General features: G+C 68.9%; 17 protein-coding genes. 4 read left to right on the forward strand and 13 right to left on the reverse strand.

Translation table 11 applies throughout. From position 1 onward, the window contains the following. Positions 1-8 precede the first annotated feature (8 nt). The 4 genes from BM109_RS32155 to BM109_RS32170 form a co-directional block, all read right to left on the reverse strand. Positions 9-842, reverse strand: coding sequence for a carbohydrate ABC transporter permease (locus tag BM109_RS32155; RefSeq protein ID WP_093352143.1), 834 nt, complete (start codon positions 840-842; stop codon positions 9-11). A 149-nt stretch (positions 843-991) separates the two neighbouring features. Next, entirely contained in the window at positions 992-1,849 is an 858-nt protein-coding gene (locus tag BM109_RS32160) for a carbohydrate ABC transporter permease (RefSeq protein WP_093352146.1), read from the reverse strand. Positions 1,850-1,999: 150 nt separating this feature from the next. Further along, positions 2,000-3,310 (reverse strand): ABC transporter substrate-binding protein, encoded by a 1,311-nt coding sequence (locus BM109_RS32165; RefSeq protein ID WP_093352148.1) that lies wholly within the window; start codon positions 3,308-3,310, stop codon positions 2,000-2,002. 174 nt (positions 3,311-3,484) lie between these two features. Further along, positions 3,485-4,420, reverse strand: a complete 936-nt coding sequence (locus tag BM109_RS32170) for a LysR family transcriptional regulator (RefSeq protein WP_256222905.1) — start codon at positions 4,418-4,420, stop codon at positions 3,485-3,487. 125 nt (positions 4,421-4,545) lie between these two features. Here BM109_RS32170 and BM109_RS32175 point away from each other — a divergent pair, with 125 nt between their 5' ends. Both BM109_RS32175 and BM109_RS32180 read left to right on the forward strand, forming a co-directional pair. Continuing rightward, the gene (locus tag BM109_RS32175; RefSeq protein ID WP_093352222.1) at positions 4,546-5,553 is read left to right on the forward strand and encodes a Bug family tripartite tricarboxylate transporter substrate binding protein; all 1,008 of its coding nucleotides are present in this window, start codon (positions 4,546-4,548) and stop codon (positions 5,551-5,553) included. A gap of 32 nt (positions 5,554-5,585) precedes the next feature. Beyond that, positions 5,586-6,644 (forward strand): 4-hydroxythreonine-4-phosphate dehydrogenase PdxA, encoded by a 1,059-nt coding sequence (locus BM109_RS32180; RefSeq protein ID WP_093352151.1) that lies wholly within the window; start codon positions 5,586-5,588, stop codon positions 6,642-6,644. A gap of 73 nt (positions 6,645-6,717) precedes the next feature. Here the strand turns inward: BM109_RS32180 and BM109_RS32185 are convergent, their stop codons facing one another. The 3 genes from BM109_RS32185 to tal form a co-directional block, all read right to left on the reverse strand. Next, on the reverse strand, positions 6,718-7,050 hold the full coding sequence (locus BM109_RS32185) for a DUF805 domain-containing protein (RefSeq protein WP_093352153.1): 333 nt from the start codon (positions 7,048-7,050) through the stop codon (positions 6,718-6,720). A gap of 106 nt (positions 7,051-7,156) precedes the next feature. Then, complete coding sequence (gene pgi, locus BM109_RS32190) at positions 7,157-8,722, reverse strand: glucose-6-phosphate isomerase (RefSeq protein WP_093352156.1); 1,566 nt, start codon at positions 8,720-8,722, stop codon at positions 7,157-7,159. 2 nt (positions 8,723-8,724) lie between these two features. Next, a complete protein-coding gene (gene tal, locus BM109_RS32195) occupies positions 8,725-9,681 on the reverse strand; it encodes a transaldolase (RefSeq protein ID WP_093352159.1) in 957 nt (318 codons plus the stop codon). A 265-nt stretch (positions 9,682-9,946) separates the two neighbouring features. Here tal and BM109_RS32200 point away from each other — a divergent pair, with 265 nt between their 5' ends. Further along, positions 9,947-10,618 (forward strand): lipocalin family protein, encoded by a 672-nt coding sequence (locus tag BM109_RS32200; protein WP_093352161.1) that lies wholly within the window; start codon positions 9,947-9,949, stop codon positions 10,616-10,618. Here BM109_RS32200 and BM109_RS32205 read toward each other — a convergent pair. The 4 genes from BM109_RS32205 to BM109_RS32220 are packed head-to-tail and all read right to left on the reverse strand — an operon-like array spanning position 10,564 to position 15,592. Next, entirely contained in the window at positions 10,564-11,226 is a 663-nt protein-coding gene (locus BM109_RS32205) for an HAD family hydrolase (RefSeq protein WP_093352163.1), read from the reverse strand. The two genes, BM109_RS32200 and BM109_RS32205, sit on opposite strands and share 55 nt — an antisense overlap. A gap of 23 nt (positions 11,227-11,249) precedes the next feature. After that, positions 11,250-12,296: an ABC transporter ATP-binding protein gene (locus BM109_RS32210; protein WP_093352165.1), complete on the reverse strand. Its 1,047-nt coding sequence runs from the start codon at positions 12,294-12,296 to the stop codon at positions 11,250-11,252. Continuing rightward, entirely contained in the window at positions 12,293-14,578 is a 2,286-nt protein-coding gene (locus tag BM109_RS32215) for an ABC transporter permease (protein ID WP_093352166.1), read from the reverse strand. Before BM109_RS32215 ends, BM109_RS32210 begins: the two co-directional genes overlap by 4 nt. After that, on the reverse strand, positions 14,579-15,592 hold the full coding sequence (locus tag BM109_RS32220; protein ID WP_093352169.1) for an ABC transporter substrate-binding protein: 1,014 nt from the start codon (positions 15,590-15,592) through the stop codon (positions 14,579-14,581). It lies immediately after the preceding gene. 152 nt (positions 15,593-15,744) lie between these two features. Between BM109_RS32220 and zwf the strand changes: the two genes are divergently transcribed. Then, positions 15,745-17,214 (forward strand): glucose-6-phosphate dehydrogenase, encoded by a 1,470-nt coding sequence (gene zwf, locus BM109_RS32225; protein WP_093352172.1) that lies wholly within the window; start codon positions 15,745-15,747, stop codon positions 17,212-17,214. 1 nt (position 17,215) lies between these two features. On the opposite strand, the gene ygiD is transcribed toward zwf, so the two are convergent. Both ygiD and BM109_RS32235 read right to left on the reverse strand, forming a co-directional pair. Continuing rightward, the gene (gene ygiD / locus BM109_RS32230) at positions 17,216-18,142 is read right to left on the reverse strand and encodes a 4,5-DOPA-extradiol-dioxygenase (RefSeq protein WP_177239510.1); all 927 of its coding nucleotides are present in this window, start codon (positions 18,140-18,142) and stop codon (positions 17,216-17,218) included. Positions 18,143-18,245: 103 nt separating this feature from the next. Next, positions 18,246-18,482, reverse strand: a 237-nt coding sequence (locus tag BM109_RS32235) for an oligopeptide/dipeptide ABC transporter ATP-binding protein (RefSeq protein WP_371269006.1), incomplete at its 5' end; no start/stop codon positions are given.

Consider the following 18,482-nt stretch of genomic DNA (forward strand, 5'->3'; position numbering starts at 1 on the left):
CCCTTTCTTTACTTGACGGCGCCGAAGGTCAGGCCTTGCACCAGTTGCTTCTGGCTGAACCAGCCGAACACGACGATGGGCGCGATGGCCATCAGCGAGGCCGCCGACAACTTGGCCCAGAACAGCCCCTCGGGGCTCGAGTACGAGGCGATCAGCGTGGCCAGCGTGCCGGCCTTGGCGGAGGTGAGGTTGAGCGCCCAGAAGGCCTCGTTCCAGCTCAGCACCAGGCACAGCAGGCCGGTGGAGGCGAGGCCGCCGACCGACAGCGGCAGCACGACATGGCGGAACTCGGTCCACAGGCTCGCGCCGTCCATGCGCGCGGCCTCGAGGATCTCGTTCGGGATGTCCTTGTAGGCGCTGTAGAGCATCCAGACCATGATCGGCAGGTTCGACAGCGTGAACACGATGGTCAGCGCGCTCAGCGAATCCAGCAGGCCCGCGGTCTGCGCGAGCACGTAGATCGGCACCAGCGCGCCCACGGCCGGCATCATCTTGGTCGAGAGCATCCACATCAGGATGTCGCGCGTCTTCTTCGTGCGGAAGAAGGCCATCGAGTACGCGGCCGGCGCCGCGATCAACAGGCCGAGGATGGTCGAGCCCAGGCTGGTGATCAGCGAGTTGCGTGCGTACAGCAGGTAGTCGCTGCGCCGCTGCACCTCGCCGAAGTTGTCGAGCGTGGGTTCGAAGATGAACAGCGGCGGCACGTGGATCGCCTGCAGCTCGGTCTTGAAGGCCGTGAGGAACAGCCAGCCGAGCGGGAAGAACAGCAGCAGCGCGACGGCCCAGGCACCGACGGTGCGCAGCAGTTGCGGCAGGAAGTTGCTGGGAGCCTGTTGTTGCATGGTTCAGCTACTCCATCGTGCGGTGGGCAAGACACGGCCCATTCCAGGAACACCACGGAACCGGCTTTGCCGGGCCGTTGGTGTTGCCCCCTGCAAGGGGGTTGGCGAAGCGACACGAAGTGCGCGAAGACTGGGGGTGTGCAACATGACTAATCCAGGTTCTTGCCGATGATGCGGATCAGGAACACGGCCACGATGTTGGCCAGCACCACCGCGAACAGGGCGCCCGCGGAAGCCACGCCCACATCGAAGTTCATGAGCGACTGCTTGAAGATCATGTAGGTCATGTTCGTGCTCTCGTTGCCCGGGCCGCCGTTGGTGGTGATGGCGATCTCGGCGAACACGCTGAGCAGGAAGATCATCTCGATCATGATCACCACCGCCATCGGGCGCGCGAGGTGCGGCACGGTGAGATAGAAGAAGCGCTGGAACGCGCTCGCGCCGTCCATGCGCGCGGCCTCCATCTGCTCGCGGTCGAGCGACTGCAGCGAGGTGATGAAGATCAGGCAGGCGAATGGCAGCCATTGCCAGGCCACCATGATGATCACCGACAGCAGGGGCACGTCGGTGAGCCAGTCGATCGGCTGGGCGCCGAAGGCGCGCCACACGTCGGCCAGGATGCCGTAGATCGGGTTCATCATCATGTGCTTCCACAGCAGCGCGTTGACCGCGGGCATGACGAAGAAGGGCGAGATCAGCAGCACGCGCACGATGCCACGGCCCGGGAAGGGTTCGTTGACCAGCAGCGCGAGCAGCACGCCGAGCACCACGGTGATGCCGATCACGCTGCCGATCAGCAGCAGCGTGTTCCAGGTCGCGGGCCAGAAGTCCGGGTCGGTGACGAAGTACTCGAAGTTGGCGAGGCCCGCGAAGGGATGGTCGCCGGGCTGCATGAGGTTGTAGTTCACGAACGAGAAGTACAACGTCATCGCGAGCGGCACGATCATCCAGAGGAAGAGCGTGAGCACGGCCGGCGCCATGAGTGCGCGGGGCAGGAGTCTTTTCATGGGTGGTCCCTTCTCTCTTCTGTCAGGCTCCTTCCCCCTCTGAGGGAAGGTGGGGATGGGGGCTGCTGCGATCGAGCGCGGCGACGAACGACGCGCCGTGCGTGCCCCCCACCCCGCCCCCCCCGGAGGGGAGGGAGCAAGCCACGAGGCTTACTTGTAGTAGCCGGCCTTCTTCATCTCACGCTCGGCCGTGGTCTGCGAAGTCTTCAGCGCCTGGTCGACCGTGACCTTGCCCGCGAGTGCCGCGCTCATCTGCTGGCCCACCGCCACGCCGATGGCCTGGAACTCGGGGATGGCCGCGTACTGCACGCCGACGTAGGGCGACTTCGGCAACGTGCTGTCGCTGAGGTTGGCGCCGTCGATGGCCTTCTTCTCGGCGGCAGCGAACTTCGCGACCTTCTGGAACTCGGGGTTCGCGTAGGTCGACTTGCGCGTGCCGGTGGGCACCGCGCCCCAGCCCTGCTCCTTGGCGACCAGGTTGATGTAGTCCTTGGAGGTGGCCCACTTCACGAAGGTCTGGGCGGCGGCGGCCTTGGTCGAGCTGGCGGGGATCGCCAGGTTCCAGGTCCACAGCCAGTTGGCGCCCTTGGGCGTGACAGCAACGGGTGCCTGCGCGAAAGCCACCTTGTCGGCCACCTTCGACTGCTTGGGATCGCTGATGAACGAGGCCGCGATGGTCGCGTCGACCCACATGCCGCACTTGCCTTCGTTGAACAGGGCGAGGTTCTCGTTGAAGCTGTTGGCCGAAGCGCCCGGCGGGCCGTAGGCCTTCATCAGGTCGACGTAGAAGCCGATCGCGTCCTTCCAGGGCTTGGTGTCGATCTGCGGCTTCCACTGCATGTCGAACCACTGGCCGCCGTTGGTGTTGACCAGCGTGGTCAGGAAGGCCATGTTGTCGCCCCAGCCCGGCTTGCCGCGCAGGCACATGCCGTAGACGCCGGCCTTCGGGTCGTGGATCTTGCCGGCCAGTTCCTTCACCTGGTTCCAGGTTGGCTGCTCGGGCATCTGGAAGCCGACCTTGTCGGCCAGGTCCTTGCGGTACATGAGCATCGAGCTCTCGCCGTAGAACGGCGCGGCGTAGAGCTTGCCCTGGTACGACAGGCCGTCGCGGATCGCGGGCAGCAGGTCGTCGGCGTCGTAGGCGGCATCGGTGGCGATGGGCTGCAGCCAGCCCTTCTTCGACCAGATCGGCGCTTCGTATAGGCCGATGGTCATCACGTCGAACTGGCCGCCCTTGGTGGCGATGTCGGTGGTCACGCGCTGGCGCAGCGTGCCCTCTTCCAGGGTGACCCACTTGAGCTTGATGTCGGGATTGGCCTTCTCGAAGAAGGGCGTGAGCTTCTGCATCTCGATCATGTGGCCGTTGTTGACGGTCGCGATCACGAGTTCGGTGGCAGCCTGGGCGACGAGCCCGGTGCCGGCGAGTGCGAGGACGAGGCCCGCTTTCAGAAAACGCTGCATGTTGTCTCCTAGAGGGTGAGCGACGCCCCCTCGGGTCGCCGTGCCCGGATTCTGGATAAACATGCTTGCGGTTTTGGTACTTCGAATGTCAACGACGGTACTTTCATGCACCGATTGGCTAGTGAATTCCCTAGGCAACGCAATACAGCATGTGCCAGAGGCAATCCAAAGCGTTCAGCCGGTGCCCAGCAGCTGCCGGCGGAACTGGGCCGCCGCGGGCGAGAGCGCCCGCCCCTCGCGCGTGACCAGGCAGATCGGCGGCACGCGCACCGGCAGCTCGATCGGCACCACCCGCAGCAGGCCCAGCCGCGCGTAGTGTCGGGCCTGCGAGGCGGGCATGACGGCCGCCATGTCGGAGCTCTCGAGCAGCGCGGTGATGGCGATCGGCGAGGCGGTCTCGAGGATGTCGAGCCGCGCCTGCACGCCGGCCTCGCGCATGGCGGCCTCGAAGCGCCCGCGCTGCGGCGAGCCCGGCGGCTGCAGCACCCATTGCCAGGCCGCCAGGTCGGCCAGCGTGAGGCCCTCGCGCTCGAAGGCCGGATGGCCGCCGCGCACCACCACCACCTGCGATTCGCCGAGCAGCGGCACGCTGGCGTAGCGCGATTCGTCGTGCCCGTCGGTGAGCCGGCCCAGCACCAGGTCGACGTCGCCCTGCTCGAGCTGGGCCTGCATCACGTCGCTGGTCTCGACCACCACCGACACCGCCACCTGCGGATGGCGCCGGCGGTACTCGACCAGCGCCGGCGCCAGCAGCTCGGGCACGGCGCCGGGAACGCTGCCCACGCGCAGCGCGCCGCTGAGGCCGGAGCGCAGCGCCAGCATCTCTTCGCGCGCGCTGCCGAAGTCGCTGACCACGCGGTGGGCGTAGCGCACCAGGATCTCGCCATAGGCGGTGGGCTCCATGCCGCGCGCCAGCCGCTCGAACAGCTTCTCGCCGAGCGAATCCTCGAGCTGCTGCAACAGCTTGGTGGCCGCGGGCTGGCTGATGTTCATGGCCTCGGCCGCGCGGCCCAGGTGGCGGTGGGCGTCGAGGCGCACCAGCAGCAGCAGCTGGCGCGGTCGCACCTGCAGCATCAGCGAGGCATCGGGCGAGGTTTTTTGGACTGTCATCACCAAAAGTATATGAAGCCCGCGGCAATTTCGATTGGATCGCAAGGAGCGAACGGCCTACCCTGCGGCTTTGCCATGCATGGAAAGCAATGGCGCTCAAGACCAACAAGCAGGAGACAACCCCGATGCGCCCCTTTTCCCTGGCCTTCCGGCACCGACGCGCCGCCTTCTTCGCGACTTCGCTCGTTGCCACGCTCGCGCTGGCCACCGGCCTTGCCGCCGCCCAGACCGCGCCCGCCTACCCCGACAAGCCGCTGCGCATCATGGTCGGCGCCTCGCCGGGCGGCGGCACCGACATCCTGGCGCGCGTGCTGGCCGACAAGCTCTCGCCCGCGCTCAAGCAGCCGGTGGTGGTCGAGAACCGGCCCGGCGCCTCCAACACCATCGCGGGCGAGCTCACGGCGCGCGCGCCGGCCGACGGCGCCACGCTGCTGCTGGCCACCAACACCGCGCAGGCGGTGGCGCCGCACATCCTCAAGCTCAAGTACGACCCGCTCAAGGACCTGCAGCCGCTGGGCCTGGTGGCCGTGATGCCCAACGTGCTGGTGGTGTCGGCCAGTTCGCCCTACAAGTCGGTGAAGGACCTGCTGACCGCGATGGCGGCCCGGCCCGGCGGCTTCAAGTACGCCTCCTCGGGCATCGGCAGCACGCAGCACGTGGGCGGCGAGGCCTTCAACCTGGCCACCGGCATGAAGTCGGTGCACGTGCCCTACAAGGGTAGCTCGCAGGCGCACATCGACATCATCTCGGGCGAGGTCGAGATGATGTTCGACAGCACCTCCTCGGCCATGGGTCAGATCAAGGCCGGCAAGTTCCGCGCGCTGGCCGTGAGCGCGCCGCAGCGCTCGCCCGAGCTGCCCGACGTGCCCACGCTGGCCGAACAGGGCGTCAAGGGCGCCGACGTCTCGACCTGGTACGGCCTCTACGTGACCGCCGGCACGCCGCGCCCGGCCGTCGAGCGCCTGAGCGCCGAGCTCGCGCGCAGCCTGCAGCTGCCCGACGTGCAGGCCCGCATCAAGGCCCTGGGCGGCGAGCCCGGCAGCCTGATCGGCGAGCCCTTCGCCGCCATGAACCGGCAGGAGTTCGAGCACTACGGCCAGCTCGTGCGCACCGCCAACATCAAGGCCGAATGAGGCCGTCCCCTTTTTCTCCACCGACGATCGCCATGTCCACTCCTTCGAAGATTCCGACCGTGACCTCCGCCAAGCCCCGCATCGCCGTGCTGCTCGGCGACCCCAGCGGGGTCGGCCCCGAGATGGCGGTCAAGCTGCTCGCGCGCCAGCGCAACCTCGACGCCGCGCGCGTGCTGCTGATCGCCGACCCGGTGGTGCTGGCCGCGGGCGAGCGCATCGCCGGCGCGAAGCTCGATCCGCTCGCGGCCGAGAGCCTCGACACGCTGCGCTTCGAGGACGGCCGGCCCTCGCTGCTGGCCTGCGACTGGATGGAGGGCGCCGAGCCGGTGCTCGGCGAATCGAACGAGGCCTCGGGCCGCGCCTCATTCCAGGCGCTCGAGCTCGCGACCGCGGCCGTGCGCCGCGGCCAGGTCGACGCGATCCTGTTCGCGCCGCTCAACAAGCATTCGCTGCGCCTGGGCGGCCTGGTGCACGAGGACGAGCTGCGCTACATGCAGGCGCGCTTCGCGGTGCCGGGCTTCGTCTGCGAGTTCAACCTCACGGGCGCGCTGTGGACCTCGCGCGTGACCTCGCACATTCCGCTCAAGGACGTGGCGAGCCACATCACGGGCGAAGGCGTGCGCGACGCGGTGAAGATCATCGCCGCGGCGCTGCGCCAGTCGGGCGTGGCGCAGCCGCGCATCGCGGTCTCGGGGCTCAACCCGCATGCCGGCGACGGCGGCTCGATCGGCATGGAGGAGATCGAGATCATCGGCCCGGCCATCGAGAAGCTGCGCGCCGAGGGCTACGACGCGCGCGGCCCGTTCTCGCCCGACACGGTGTTCATCGGCGCGCGGCGCGGCGACGTCGACGCGGTGGTCTCGATGTACCACGACCAGGGCCAGATCGCGATGAAGCTCATGGGCTTCGAGCAGGGCGTGACCCTGCACGGCGGCCTGCCCGTGCCCGTGGCCACCTCGGCCAGCGGCAGCGCCTTCGACATCGCGGGCAAAGGCATCGCGCAGATCGAGGGCCTGCAGCAGGCCTTCGACCTGTGCCTGCGCATGGCCAGCGGTGCGCCGGTGCGCGCGGCCGCGACGGCCGAGGCCTGAATCGGCGGCGGGCAGAAAAAAGGGCCGCATACGCGGCCCTGTCGAATCGTTGTTCTGCGGGTGTCCGTGGTCTTCAGGCGCCTTGCGGCTGGCCGTAGGCGTTGGACTCGGGCTGGCTGGGCTGGACGAAGAAATAGATCAGCACCAGGTTGATCAGCGGAATGATCATCAGCAGCTGGAACCAGCCGCTCTTGCCGATGTCATGCAGGCGGCGCGAGCCCACGGCCAGCACGGGCAGCAGGAAGCCCAGCGCGGCGACCAGGTAGACGATCTGGTGGATGAAGCTGGCGACGATCAGAACGACCACCTCGGCCAATATGAACCACCAGAACTCGGAACGCGAGGCGCGCCCACTGAAATCCGTGTACTTCTGAAAGCAGGTCTTGACCGCTGTTTGAAAATCCATTTGATCGGCTCCTCTTGAGGTCCCCGGGAAATTTCCCGGGGCCATCATATCGGCGCCTTCTTCAACGGCAATGGCAACGAATGGCGTACTTCGAATGGCCAAGCGCTCACTGCGCGGGCGGGCTCAGCCGCTGCAGCAGGCCCGCGGTCGAGGCATCGAGGCCCGTGACGTCCCCCGAGGCGAGCCGCGGCTCGATGTCCTTCGCGAGCACCTTGCCGAGCTCCACGCCCCACTGGTCGAAGCTGTTGATGCCCCATAGCGCGCCGCTGGTGAACACGCGGTGCTCGTACAGCGCGATGAAGGCGCCGAGCGCCTCGGGCGTGAGCTTCTCGAACACGAAGAAGCTGCTGGGCCGGTTGCCCGGGAAGTTCTTGTGGCCGCCCGCGTCGAGCTTGCCCACCATCAGCGCCTGCGCCTGTGCGAGCGCGTTGGCCAGCAGCTTCGGGTGGTGGCCCTCGAGGTCGTGCGAGGCATCGCGCACCGCGAGGAACTCCAGCGGGATCACATCGGTGCCCTGGTGCAGCATCTGGAAGTAGGCATGCTGGCCGTTGGTGCCCGGCTCGCCCCACAGCACGGGCGAAGTGCCCAGGCCCGGCGGCAGCGCCGCACCGGTCGCGTCGACCTGCTTGCCGTTGCTCTCCATCTCGAGCTGCTGCAGATAGGCCGGCAGCCGCTTCAATGCGCTGTGATAGGGCGCGATGCTGCGGCTCGTGAAGCGGTGGAAGTTGCGATACCAGACGTCGAGCAGGCCGAGGCGCATCGGCAGGTTCTGCGCCAGCGGCGCGGTGCGGAAGTGCTCGTCCATCGCATGCGCGCCCGCCAGCAGCCGGCGGAAGCCCTCGGCGCCGATGGCCAGCGCGATCGGCAGGCCGATGGCCGACCACAGCGAATAGCGCCCGCCCACCCAGTCCCAGAAGCCGAAGGTGGTCTCGATACCGAACTTGTTGGCCGCTTCCACGTTGGTGGTGAGCGCCGCAAAATGGCCCGCGATGTCGTTGCCGCCCGACTGCTCGTACCAGCGCTTGGCGGACTGCGCGTTGGTCATCGTCTCGGCCGTGGTGAAGGTCTTCGAGGCGATCAGGAACAGCGTGTGCTCGGGCGCGAGGCCCTCGAGCACGCCGTCGAGCTCGTGGCCGTCGACGTTCGAGACGAAATGGAAGTGCTTGCCCGGCGCCGCGAATTCCGCGAGCGCGAGCACCGCCATCTGCGGGCCGAGGTCGGAGCCGCCGATGCCGATGTTGACCACGTCGGTGATGGTGTGGTCGCCGCGCACCTTCTCGGCGTAGGTGAGCATGGCGTCGAGCGTTTCGTGCACCTCGCGCAATTGCGGCGCGGTCTTGCCGACCTTGGCATCGGCCGGCGCGCGCAGCAGCGTGTGCAGCACCGCGCGGTCTTCGGTGTTGTTGATGTGCTCGCCCGCGAACATCGCGTCGCGGTGCGCCTCGAGGCCGCACTCGCGCGCGAGCGCGAACAGCAGCGCTTCCACGCGCGCATCGATCAGGTTCTTCGACAGGTCGGCGAACAGGTACGGCGCCTCCTGGCTGAAGTGCGCGAAGCGGCCGGCGTCGTCGACGAAGGCATGGCGCAGGTCGAACTGGCGGCCCGCGGTCTCGAAGTACGACTGCAGCTGCGCCCAGGCCGGTGCGCGGTCGCAGCGAAGCGGGGTCGCCATGATCAGCGACCGCTTTCCTGCATCAGCTTCTCGAGCTTGATCGCATCGGCCGCGAAGGCGCGGATGCCCTCGGCGAGCTTCTCGGTGGCCATCGCGTCCTCGTTGAGCGCGAAGCGGAAGCCGGCTTCGTCGTAGGCGACCTTCTCGGCCTTGCCCTGGGCGGCGGCCTTGGCATCGAGCGCATGCTCGAGCGGCTCGTTGCTCGCGGCCAGCTCGGCCAGCAGCTCGGGGCTGATGGTCAGCAGGTCGCAGCCCGCGAGCGCCTGGATCTGGCCCACGTTGCGGAAGCTCGCGCCCATCACCTCGGTCTTGATGCCGTTGGCCTTGTAGTACTCGAAGATCTGGCGCACCGACTTCACGCCCGGGTCGTTGGCGCCGGCGTTGGCGGCCTCGTCCCACTTGGCGCCCGCGGACTTCTTGTACCAGTCGTAGATGCGGCCGACGAAGGGCGAGATCAGCTGCACGCCGGCCGCGCCGCAGGCCACGGCCTGCGCGAACGAGAACAGCAGCGTGAGGTTGGTGCGAATGCCTTTCTGCTCGAGCTGGCGCGCGGCCTCGATGCCTTCCCAGGTGGAGGCGACCTTGATCAGCAGGCGCTTCTCGGTGTCGATTCCCTCGGCCTTGTAGAGCGCCGTGATGCGCTCGCCGCGCGCCACGGTGGCGGCGGTGTCGAACGAAAGGCGCGCATCGACCTCGGTCGAGACGCGGCCCGGGATGATCGAGAGGATCTCGGTGCCGAAGCGCACCAGCAGGCGGTCGATGACCTCGTCGAGCGGCTTGCCCGCATGCTTCTTCACGCCCTCGTCGAGCAGCGGACGGTACTCGGGCTTCTGGACCGCCTTGAGGATCAGCGACGGATTGGTGGTCGCGTCCTGCGGCTTGGAGGCGCTGAGCTGCTTGAAGTCGCCGGTGTCGGCGACCACGGTGGTCCATTGACGGAGTGCATCGAGTTGGTTCATGGCAATGATTATGTTGCGGTGATGGCGACGGGGCCTGCACGCTGTTGCATGCGGGCCGATGCTTTCATGCGCACCGTAGCACGGCTTGGCACCCTGTTCCATGACGGCGCGAACAACATGCGGCCAGCAGGGTTTCGGCCCCATGCCGCCCTACAGGCGCTGTGGTCCACGGCTGACGGCGCCGGCCCGCGGGCGCGTCTAGGCTGAAGAATCCTTTCCTTTGCGAATCGCCGGATTCGCCGTCCCGACCCCAGGAGCCCCCTACATGCAGCGCAGACTTCCACCCGCAGCCTCCACCGACCTCGCCTCCTTCGATGACCGCCGCACCAGTGCCGCCATCGGCACGCTGGCCACGGCCTTCGTGATCGGCGGCGCGGCGGCCTGGCTCGCGCTGGATGCCGCGCGCCGCTCGCGCGTCAAGTTGGCCGGCCCGGCCGACGGCGCCCCGCTGATGCGCGCGCCGCTGCAGGTGGTGGCGCCGGTGGACCTGCACCGCTATGCCGGCCTCTGGCACGAACAGGCGCGGCTGCCCAACCGCTTCCAGAAATCCTGCGCCGGCCCGGTCACGGCCAACTACACGCCGCGGCCCGACGGCACGATCGAGGTGCTCAACCGCTGCGAACGCGCCGACGGCAATTTCGAGGAATCGCTGGGCACCGCGCGCGTGGTGCCGGTGGCGGGCCAGCCCGGCGCGGGCCGGCTCGAGGTGCGCTTCGCGCCCTCGTGGCTGGCCTGGCTGCCGGTGGTGTGGGGTGACTACTGGATCCTGAAGCTGGACCGCGACTACCAGGTGGCGCTGGTCGGCACGCCGAACCGCGAATACCTGTGGGTGCTGTCGCGCGCCCCCTGCCTGGACGACGCAACGCTGCAGGCCGAGCTCGACTACGCGGGCAGCCTGGGCTTCGACATCGACAAGGTCGAGCGCACCGGCAGGTAGCGCGAGAGCTGGGTCGCGAGCGAGGCCGGCGCGGTGCAGTGGATCGCGTGCCAGCCGAAGGCGCGCGCGGCTTCCACGTTGGGGGCCGAATCGTCGATGAACACCGTCTGCTCCGCCGCCAGCGCATGGCGCACCGCGAGCAGTTCGTAGATCTCGCGATGGGGCTTCAGGAACTTCACGTCGCCCGAGAACACGCCGCCGTCGAAACGCCGCATGAAGCCATGGCGCGCCATGATCGCGCGCGCATAGGGCGCGGGCATGTTCGAGAGGTAGTAGAGCTTCAGCGGCTCGCCGGCCTCGCGGCGCTCGCACAGATCCTCGAGCAGCGCCACCGTGACCTCGATGGGCGCCAGCCGTTCGCCGAGTCCGTCGAGCATGGCCAGCAGCCGGTCGGCCGGCAGCGAGAGCCGGGCCGCCATGCGGGCGACGGACTCCTCGAGCGTGCGGGTGCCGCAGTCGAAGCTGGTCCAGTCGTCGTGATGGAAAAGCGCGCGGCCCAGGGCCGCGGCGGCGGATTCAGTGGGCGCATGCTCCGCCAGATGGGCCTGGACCAGCCGGGTGGGCTCCCAGGTGAAGAGCACGGCGCCAAGATCGAAAACCACGTTCATGGCGCCATTGTTCCATGCGCGCGCTACACCACGCTGACGCCGTGCGCCCCCAGGGAGAGCCGGGTCTGCGCGCCCGCGGCCAGCGGGTTCGACAGGTCGGTCGAAACCACGAAGACCGCGCCCAGCGGCGTGTCGAAACCGTACTCGTAGAAACTGCCGAGGTAGGCCACCTTCTTCAGCGTGGCCGGCAGGCCGGTGTCGGCCGCCGAAGCCTCGCCGATGCGCCAGGCCTCGGGCCGCACCGCCACCTTGACCGCGCCCGGTGCCACCGCATGGCGCGGCCGCAGCCGCAGCGGCCCGAGCGTGACGTCGCCGTCGGCACCGGCCACGCCCGGGAACACCATCGCCTCGCCCATGAAGCCCGCGACGAACTCGCTCTCGGGCCGGCCGTAGAGCTGCTCGGGCGTGCCGCGCTGCGCGATCACGCCGTGGTCCATCACGATGATCTGGTCGCTCACGGCCAGCGCCTCGCTCTGGTCGTGCGTGACGTAGGCCACCGTGAGCTTGAGCCGCTGCTGCAGCGAGCGGATCTCCTCGCGCATCTCGCGCCGCAGCCGCGCGTCGAGGTTCGACAGCGGCTCGTCGAACAGCAGCACCGCGGGCTCGAGCACCAGCGCGCGCGCCAGCGCCACGCGCTGCTGCTGGCCACCCGAAAGCTCGCTCGGCAGCCGCTGGTCGAAGCCCACCAGGCCCACGCCGCGCAGCGCCTCGCGCGCACGCGCCGTGGCCTCGTCCTTCTTCACGCCGCTCATGCGCAGGCCGTAGCCCACGTTGCCGATCACGTCCATGTGCGGGAACAGCGCATAGCTCTGGAACATCATGCTGACGTTGCGCTCGGCCGGCCCGAGTGTGGTGACATCGCGCCCGCCCATGAAGATCGCGCCCGAGGTCGGCGACTCGAGCCCTGCGATCATGCGCAGGGTGGTGGTCTTGCCGCAGCCCGAGGGGCCGAGGATGGTGGTCAGCGTGCCCTCGGGCACCTCGAAGCTGATGCCCTTGACCGCCAGCGGCGCGTTGCGGTCGGCGCCATAGCGCTTGGTGACGTCGCGAAATTCGATCCCCGTGTTCATGCCAGCCCCTCCATCTTGTGATGCCCCTGGTGCCCCGGCGCCGTGCCGCGCCGTCCCAGCCTGCGTTCGCCCACCACCCATTGCACCAGCGCGATCGCGAGCGACATCAGGATCATCAGCACCGTGCAGTAGGCCAGCGCGATGCCGTAATCGCCGTTGCCGACGCGGCCGATGATGTAGGTGGTGGCCAGTTCGTTCTCGGCCGTGACCAGGAAGATCACCGCGCTCACGGTCGTCATCGCGCGCACGAAGCTGTAGACCAGCGCCGCCACCAGCGCCGGCTTGAGCAGCGGCAGCACCACCTTGAACAGCGTCTGCGAGGTCGAGGCGCGCAGCATCAGCGAGGCCTCGTCGAGCGAGCGGTCGAGCTGTTTGAAGGCCGCCGTGCCCGCGCGCACGCCCACCGGCAGGTTGCGGAACATGAAGCACAGCACGATGATGAGCCCGGTGCCCGTGAGCTCGAACGGCGGCACGTTGAAGGCCAGGATGTAGCTCACGCCGAGCACCGTGCCCGGGATCGCGAAGGCCAGCAGCGCGCCGAACTCGAAGGCACCCTGCCCCTTGAACTCGTTGCGCGCCAGCAGCCAGGCGATCAGCAGGCCCAGCGCCGCGGTGATCGGCGCCGAGATGCCCGCGAGCTTGAGCGTGGTGAGCAGCGAGTTCCAGGCCGTGCCGGCCCACACCAGCCCGAACTGGCCCCACTCGAGCGCGAACGCGGTCTTGAAATGCTGCAAGGTGAAGCTGTAGTCGCGCCCCCAGGTCTGCACGAAGCCGCCCGCGAAGGCGAACAGGTAGACCACGGCCGTGAAGGCGATCCACGGCAGCGCGATGCAGTGGATGGTGCGGCGCACGCCGTCGGGCAACGCCATCGGGATGCCGGCGTCGCCCTTGCCGCTGACGGTGGTGTAGTTCTGCTTGCCGAGCAGTCCGCGCTGCAGCGCGAACACGCCGAGCGCGAACAGGGTGAGCACCCAGGCCAGCGAGGCCGCGCGGCCCTGGTCGTACTGCGCGCCGACGATGGCGAAGAAGATGTCGGTCGACAGCACCGAGAACTGGCCGCCCACCACCACCGGGTTGCCGAAGTCGGCGATGCTCTCGATGAAGCCCACCAGGAAGGCATTGGCCAGCCCGGGCTTGAGCAGCGGCAGCGTGATGGTGAAGAAGGCGCGGCGCCGGTCGGCGCGCAGCATCTGCGCGGCCTCCTCGAGGCTGGGCGCGATGCCCTGCACCACGCCGCGCATGATCATGAAGGCGATCGGCGTGAAGGCGAACAGCTGCGCCACCAGCACGCCGGGCATGCCGTAGAACCAGCGCGTGGGCTCGATGCCGAACACGCTTTCGAGCCCCTGGTTGACGATGCCCGCGCGGCCGAACAGCAGGATCAGGCCGAGGCCCACCACGAAGGGCGGCGTGATGATCGGCAGCAGCGCCAGCACCCGCAGCGCGCCCTGCCCGCGCCGGCTGCCGCGCTCGGCCATCAGCGCCATCAGCGTGCCGAGGAAGGTGGTGCCCGCGGCCGTCAGCAGCGCCAGCACCAGCGTGTTCCAGGCCACGCCGCAGCGCACCCCGCCCGCGAGGCAGCCCAGGCCCCAGATGCGTTCGGTGAAGACGCGCGCGAGGAAGGCGGCGATCGACACGCGGCCGTCCTCGTCGAGGAAGGCACCCGACAGCGCGCGGCTCACGGGGTAGGCGATGAACAGCGCCATCAGCACGCCGCAGCCGAGCACCGAGGCGGCCACGAACAGGTCGCCCTTGAAGCGGCCGAGCCGCGCGATGCCGAAGGCCGCGAGCAGCACCAGCGCACAGAGCGCCACGAAGCCGCCGGCGCCGATGCCGAACTGGTTGACCCCGAGCTCGCCGAAGCGCGCCTCGAGCGCCGCGAAGGCCCAGCCGCGCGCGCCGATCGCGAAGCCCGCGAGCGCGAGCCCGAGGGCACCGCCCGCGCCGCCGGCCAGCAGCCAGCGGCCCTGCGCGCGGCCCGGCGGCAGCCAGGCGCCGACGGCGCAGACCAGCAGGCCCGCCAACCCGACGAACAGCCAGACGCGCCCCTGCGTGGCGGCCTGCATCAGGCCATTGGCGCCCTCGGCGTTGCCGAAGACCTGCGGAACGGCCTCGTACCAGGTCGCATCCTGGATCGCATACCAGGGCAGCAGCAGGTAGGCCGCGAGGCCCAGCAAGACCCAGGCGCGGATCCAGCGCTGGGTGCGCCGTGCCGCGGCCTCCGAGGCCGGATTGCGCGGGACCGCCGCGCGGGGCGAGGCCCCGATGGAACGCGCTTCCACCTAGCGCGGCAGCGAGTTGACGTCCTTCTCCCAGCGCGCGATCAGGCGGCGGCGCTCGGCGCTGGCACCGTACTTGGCGTAGTCGTAGTCGATGAACTTGATCTTCTTGAAGTCGGGGATGCGCGGATCGAGCTTGGCGGCGGCATTGCTCGGCAGCTGGAACTGCTTGTTGGCGGCGCCGAGCTCCTGCGCGGCCGGCGTGAGCGCCCATTCGTAGAACTTCTTGGCCGCTTCGAGGTTGCGCGCGCCCTTGATGATGCTCATGGAGCCGATCTCGGCGCCGGTGCCGTCGCTCGGCGTGATGGTCTCGACCGGGAAGCCCTGCATCTTCTCGCCCGGGCCGTCGTGCACGAAGCTGATCGACACCGCGGTCTCGCCGCGCGCCACGGCTTTGATCGGGCCGGTGCCCGAGCGCGTGTACTGGCCAACGTTCTTGTGCAGCGCCTTGAGGTAGTCGAAGGCCTTGTCCTCGCCCATGAGCTGCACCAGCGTGGCGATCATGGTGTAGGCTGTGCCGCTCGAGGCGGGGTTGGCCACCTGGATGTCGCCCTTGTACTCGGGCCTGAGCAGGTCGGCCCAGGTCCTGGGCACGGGCAGCTTCTTCTTGGCCAGCAGTTCGGGGTTGTAGCCGAAGCCCAGCGGGCCCGAATAGATGCCCACGGTCCTGTAGCCCGACTGCTTCGCCTGCTGCTGGGCCCAGGGGTGCAGCTGCGACAGCGAGGGCGACTTGTACTCGAGCGTCAGACCCTGCTCGGCCGCCTGCAGGTGCGGGTCGCCGGTGCCGCCGAACCAGACGTCGGTCTTGGGGTTGTCCTTCTCGGCGATGAGCTGGGCCAGCGCCTCGCCCGAGCCCTTGAGCGCCATGTTGATGCGGGTGCCGGTGGTGCGCGCATACACGGTCGAGATCACGCTGCACCACTCGGCCTGCACCGAGCAGATCACGTTGACCGTGCCCTGGGCCGATGCCATCGCCGATCCACCCAGCAGCGCCGCCGCAACAAAAAGCTTCTTCATGGAGTTCTCCGCTTCGTTCAATAAAAAAAGGCCTCCCGGCCATGGGTTCAGCGTAGCTTTAGTACAAGTGCGAGGAATTGGTACAAGTACCATCGCGATTGGCGGGCCGGCACATTGCCTGCTCGCCCCCAGACCCAAGGAAAGTGTTCCCCATGAGCTTCGATCTCGTTCTGTTCGGCGGCACCGGCGATCTCGCATGGCGCAAGCTGATGCCCGCTCTGTTCCAGGCCTTCCGGCACGGGAGCCTGCCGAAGGACGGACGCATCGTCGGCGTGGCGCGGGACAACCTGTCGGACGACCAGTACCGCGAGCTGATCCAGTCGCGCTTCAATGCCGTCGAAGGCGCCAAGCGGCCCTCGCCCGAGGAGTTCGAGAAGTTCGCCTCGATGCTGCACTACCTGCGCATGGACCTGTCGAAGCCCGACGACTATGCGCGCCTGTCCGACCTGCTCAAGCAGCGCGATGCCGACACGGTCGTGATGTATGTCGCCACCGCGCCGGGCCTGTTCACGCAGGTGGTCGAGCAGATCGCGGCCGCCGGCCTTAATGGCGCGCGCACCCGCATCGTGCTCGAGAAGCCGCTGGGCCACGACCTGGCCTCCAACCGCGCGATCAACGCCGCGGTGGGCAAGGTGCTCGAGGAGAAGCAGGTCTTCCGCATCGACCACTACCTCGGCAAGCCCTCGGTGCAGAACCTGTTCGCGATGCGCTTCGGCAACGCGCTGTTCGAGCCCATCTGGCGCCGCGAGCACATCGCCAACATCCAGATCACCATCGCCGAGGACCTGGGCGTGGAAAAGCGCGGCGCCTTCTACGACCAGACCGGCGCGCTGCGCGACATGGTGCAGAACCATGCGCTGCAGCTGCTGTGCGCGATCGGCATGGAGCCGCCGATCAACTCGCATGCCGATGCGATCCGCGACGAGAAACTCAAGGTGCTGCGCGCCCTCAAGCCCTGGACGCCCGAGACGCTGGGCCTGCACACGGTGCGCGGCCAGTACACGGCCGGCACGGCCTACGGCGAGCGCGTGCCGGGCTACCGCGACGAACCCGGCGTCGACCGCGAGAGCCGCACCGAGACCTTTGTCGCGCTGCGCACCGAGATCGCCAACTGGCGCTGGGCCGGCGTGCCCTTCTACATCCGCACCGGCAAGCGGCTGGCCTCGCGCGATGCACGCATCGAGGTCAACTTCCGCCCCACGCCGCACGCGATCTTCCGCGCGCCGGCCGGCAGTGCGAACAAGTTCGTGATCAACCTGCAGCCCAAGGACGGGCTCGAGCTGCACATGCTCGCGCAGGCGCAGGACAACCGCCGCAGCAACGGCCGCCAGGACAGCGCGCCGCAGCTCGCGCCGGTGCAGCTGGACCTCGACTTCGACAAGCGCTTCGGTTCCGAGCGCGTGGGTGCCTACGAACGGCTGCTGCTCGACGTGATCGACGGCCGGCTCAACCTGTTCGTGCGCAGCGACGAGCAGGAAGAGGCATGGCGCTGGGTCGAGCCGCTGATCGACAGCTGGGCCAGCGACGGCGGACCGCGCCCCTATGCGGCCGGCACCTGGGGCCCGAGCGCATCGAGCGCGATGATCGCGCGCGACGGGTTCTCGTGGGGCGAGGAGCAGTAGCTCAGCCGAACTGCACGCAGCGCATGCCGAGCGTGCCCGACTGGAAGCCCTCGTAGACCGTCTTCGCGCGCTCGCCCGCCCCCGCGGCGCCGAGCGCGTAGAGAAACGGGAAGTAGTGATCGGGCGTGGCCACCGCGGTCGATGCGCCCGCGAGCCTTTCATAGCCGATCAGCGCGCGGTCGTCGCGGCCGGCCAGCGCGGCCTTCACCGCATCGTCGAAGGACTGGGCCCAGGGCCGGCTCGCCGCCGGGCCGTCGGGCGTGCCGCGGTCGGTGGCGCGCAGGTTGTGCACCACGTTGCCGCTGCCCATCACCAGCACGCCCTTGTCGCGCAGCGCGGCGAGATCGCGCCCCACCGCGTAGTGGAAGGCCGCGGGCTTGTCGTAGTCGATGCTGAGCTGGAACACCGGCACGTCGGCCTTCGGATAGAGATGCCTGAGCACGGTCCAGGTGCCGTGGTCCAGGCCCCATTGCTCGGTGGCGACCACCGGTGACTGCTTCACCGCCGCGGCCGCCTCGCGCGCGAGCGCGGGATGGCCGGGCGCCGGGTAGTCGATGTCGTGCAGCGCCTGCGGAAAGCCGCCGAAGTCGTGAATGGTCCGGGGCCGGGCCTGCACGCCGACGCCGGTCGCGCCGCTGCTGAGCCAGTGCGCCGAGACGCTGAGGATGGCCGTGGGCCGCGGCAGTTCGCGCCCCCAGGCGGCGAGCCGGCGCGTGAAGGCGTTGTCGGCCAGCGCATTCATCGGCGAGCCGTGGCCGATGAAGATCACCGGCATGCGTCGCGCGGGCGTACCGCCGGCGGCCGACACCGCCTGAGAGACGGAAGCCAGCGTGCCCAGCACGGCGGTCGCGCCGAGCGCCGAGCCCATGAGGAAGCCGCGGCGGCCAAGCGCACGCAGCGCGTCGGCGTCGGAAGGAAGAGAGGTCATCGGAAGGGGCATGGCGCAGTGCGGAAGAAGCCGCGCCACTGTGCCGCGATGCGGCGCGCCCGGCTGTGCTTTTGCGCACATCTTCGTGCGCCCGACCCGATCTTCAGATCCGCCCCTCCTCCGCCGCATGGCAGGCCACCTGCACGCCACGGATGCCCTGGAGCTTCGGCCGCTCGGCCGAGCAGCGCGCATTGGCATGCGGGCAGCGCGGATGGAAGGCGCAGCCCGCGGGCGGGTTCAGCGGGTTCGGCACCTCGCCCTGCACCGGCGTGCGCGCGCGCCCCGTGTGCTTCATCTGCGGGATCGCGTCGAGCAGCATGCGCGTGTACGGGTGCTGCGG

The sequence above is a fragment of the Variovorax sp. PDC80 genome, assembly GCF_900115375.1.
Taxonomy (GTDB): Bacteria; Pseudomonadota; Gammaproteobacteria; order Burkholderiales; family Burkholderiaceae_C; genus Variovorax.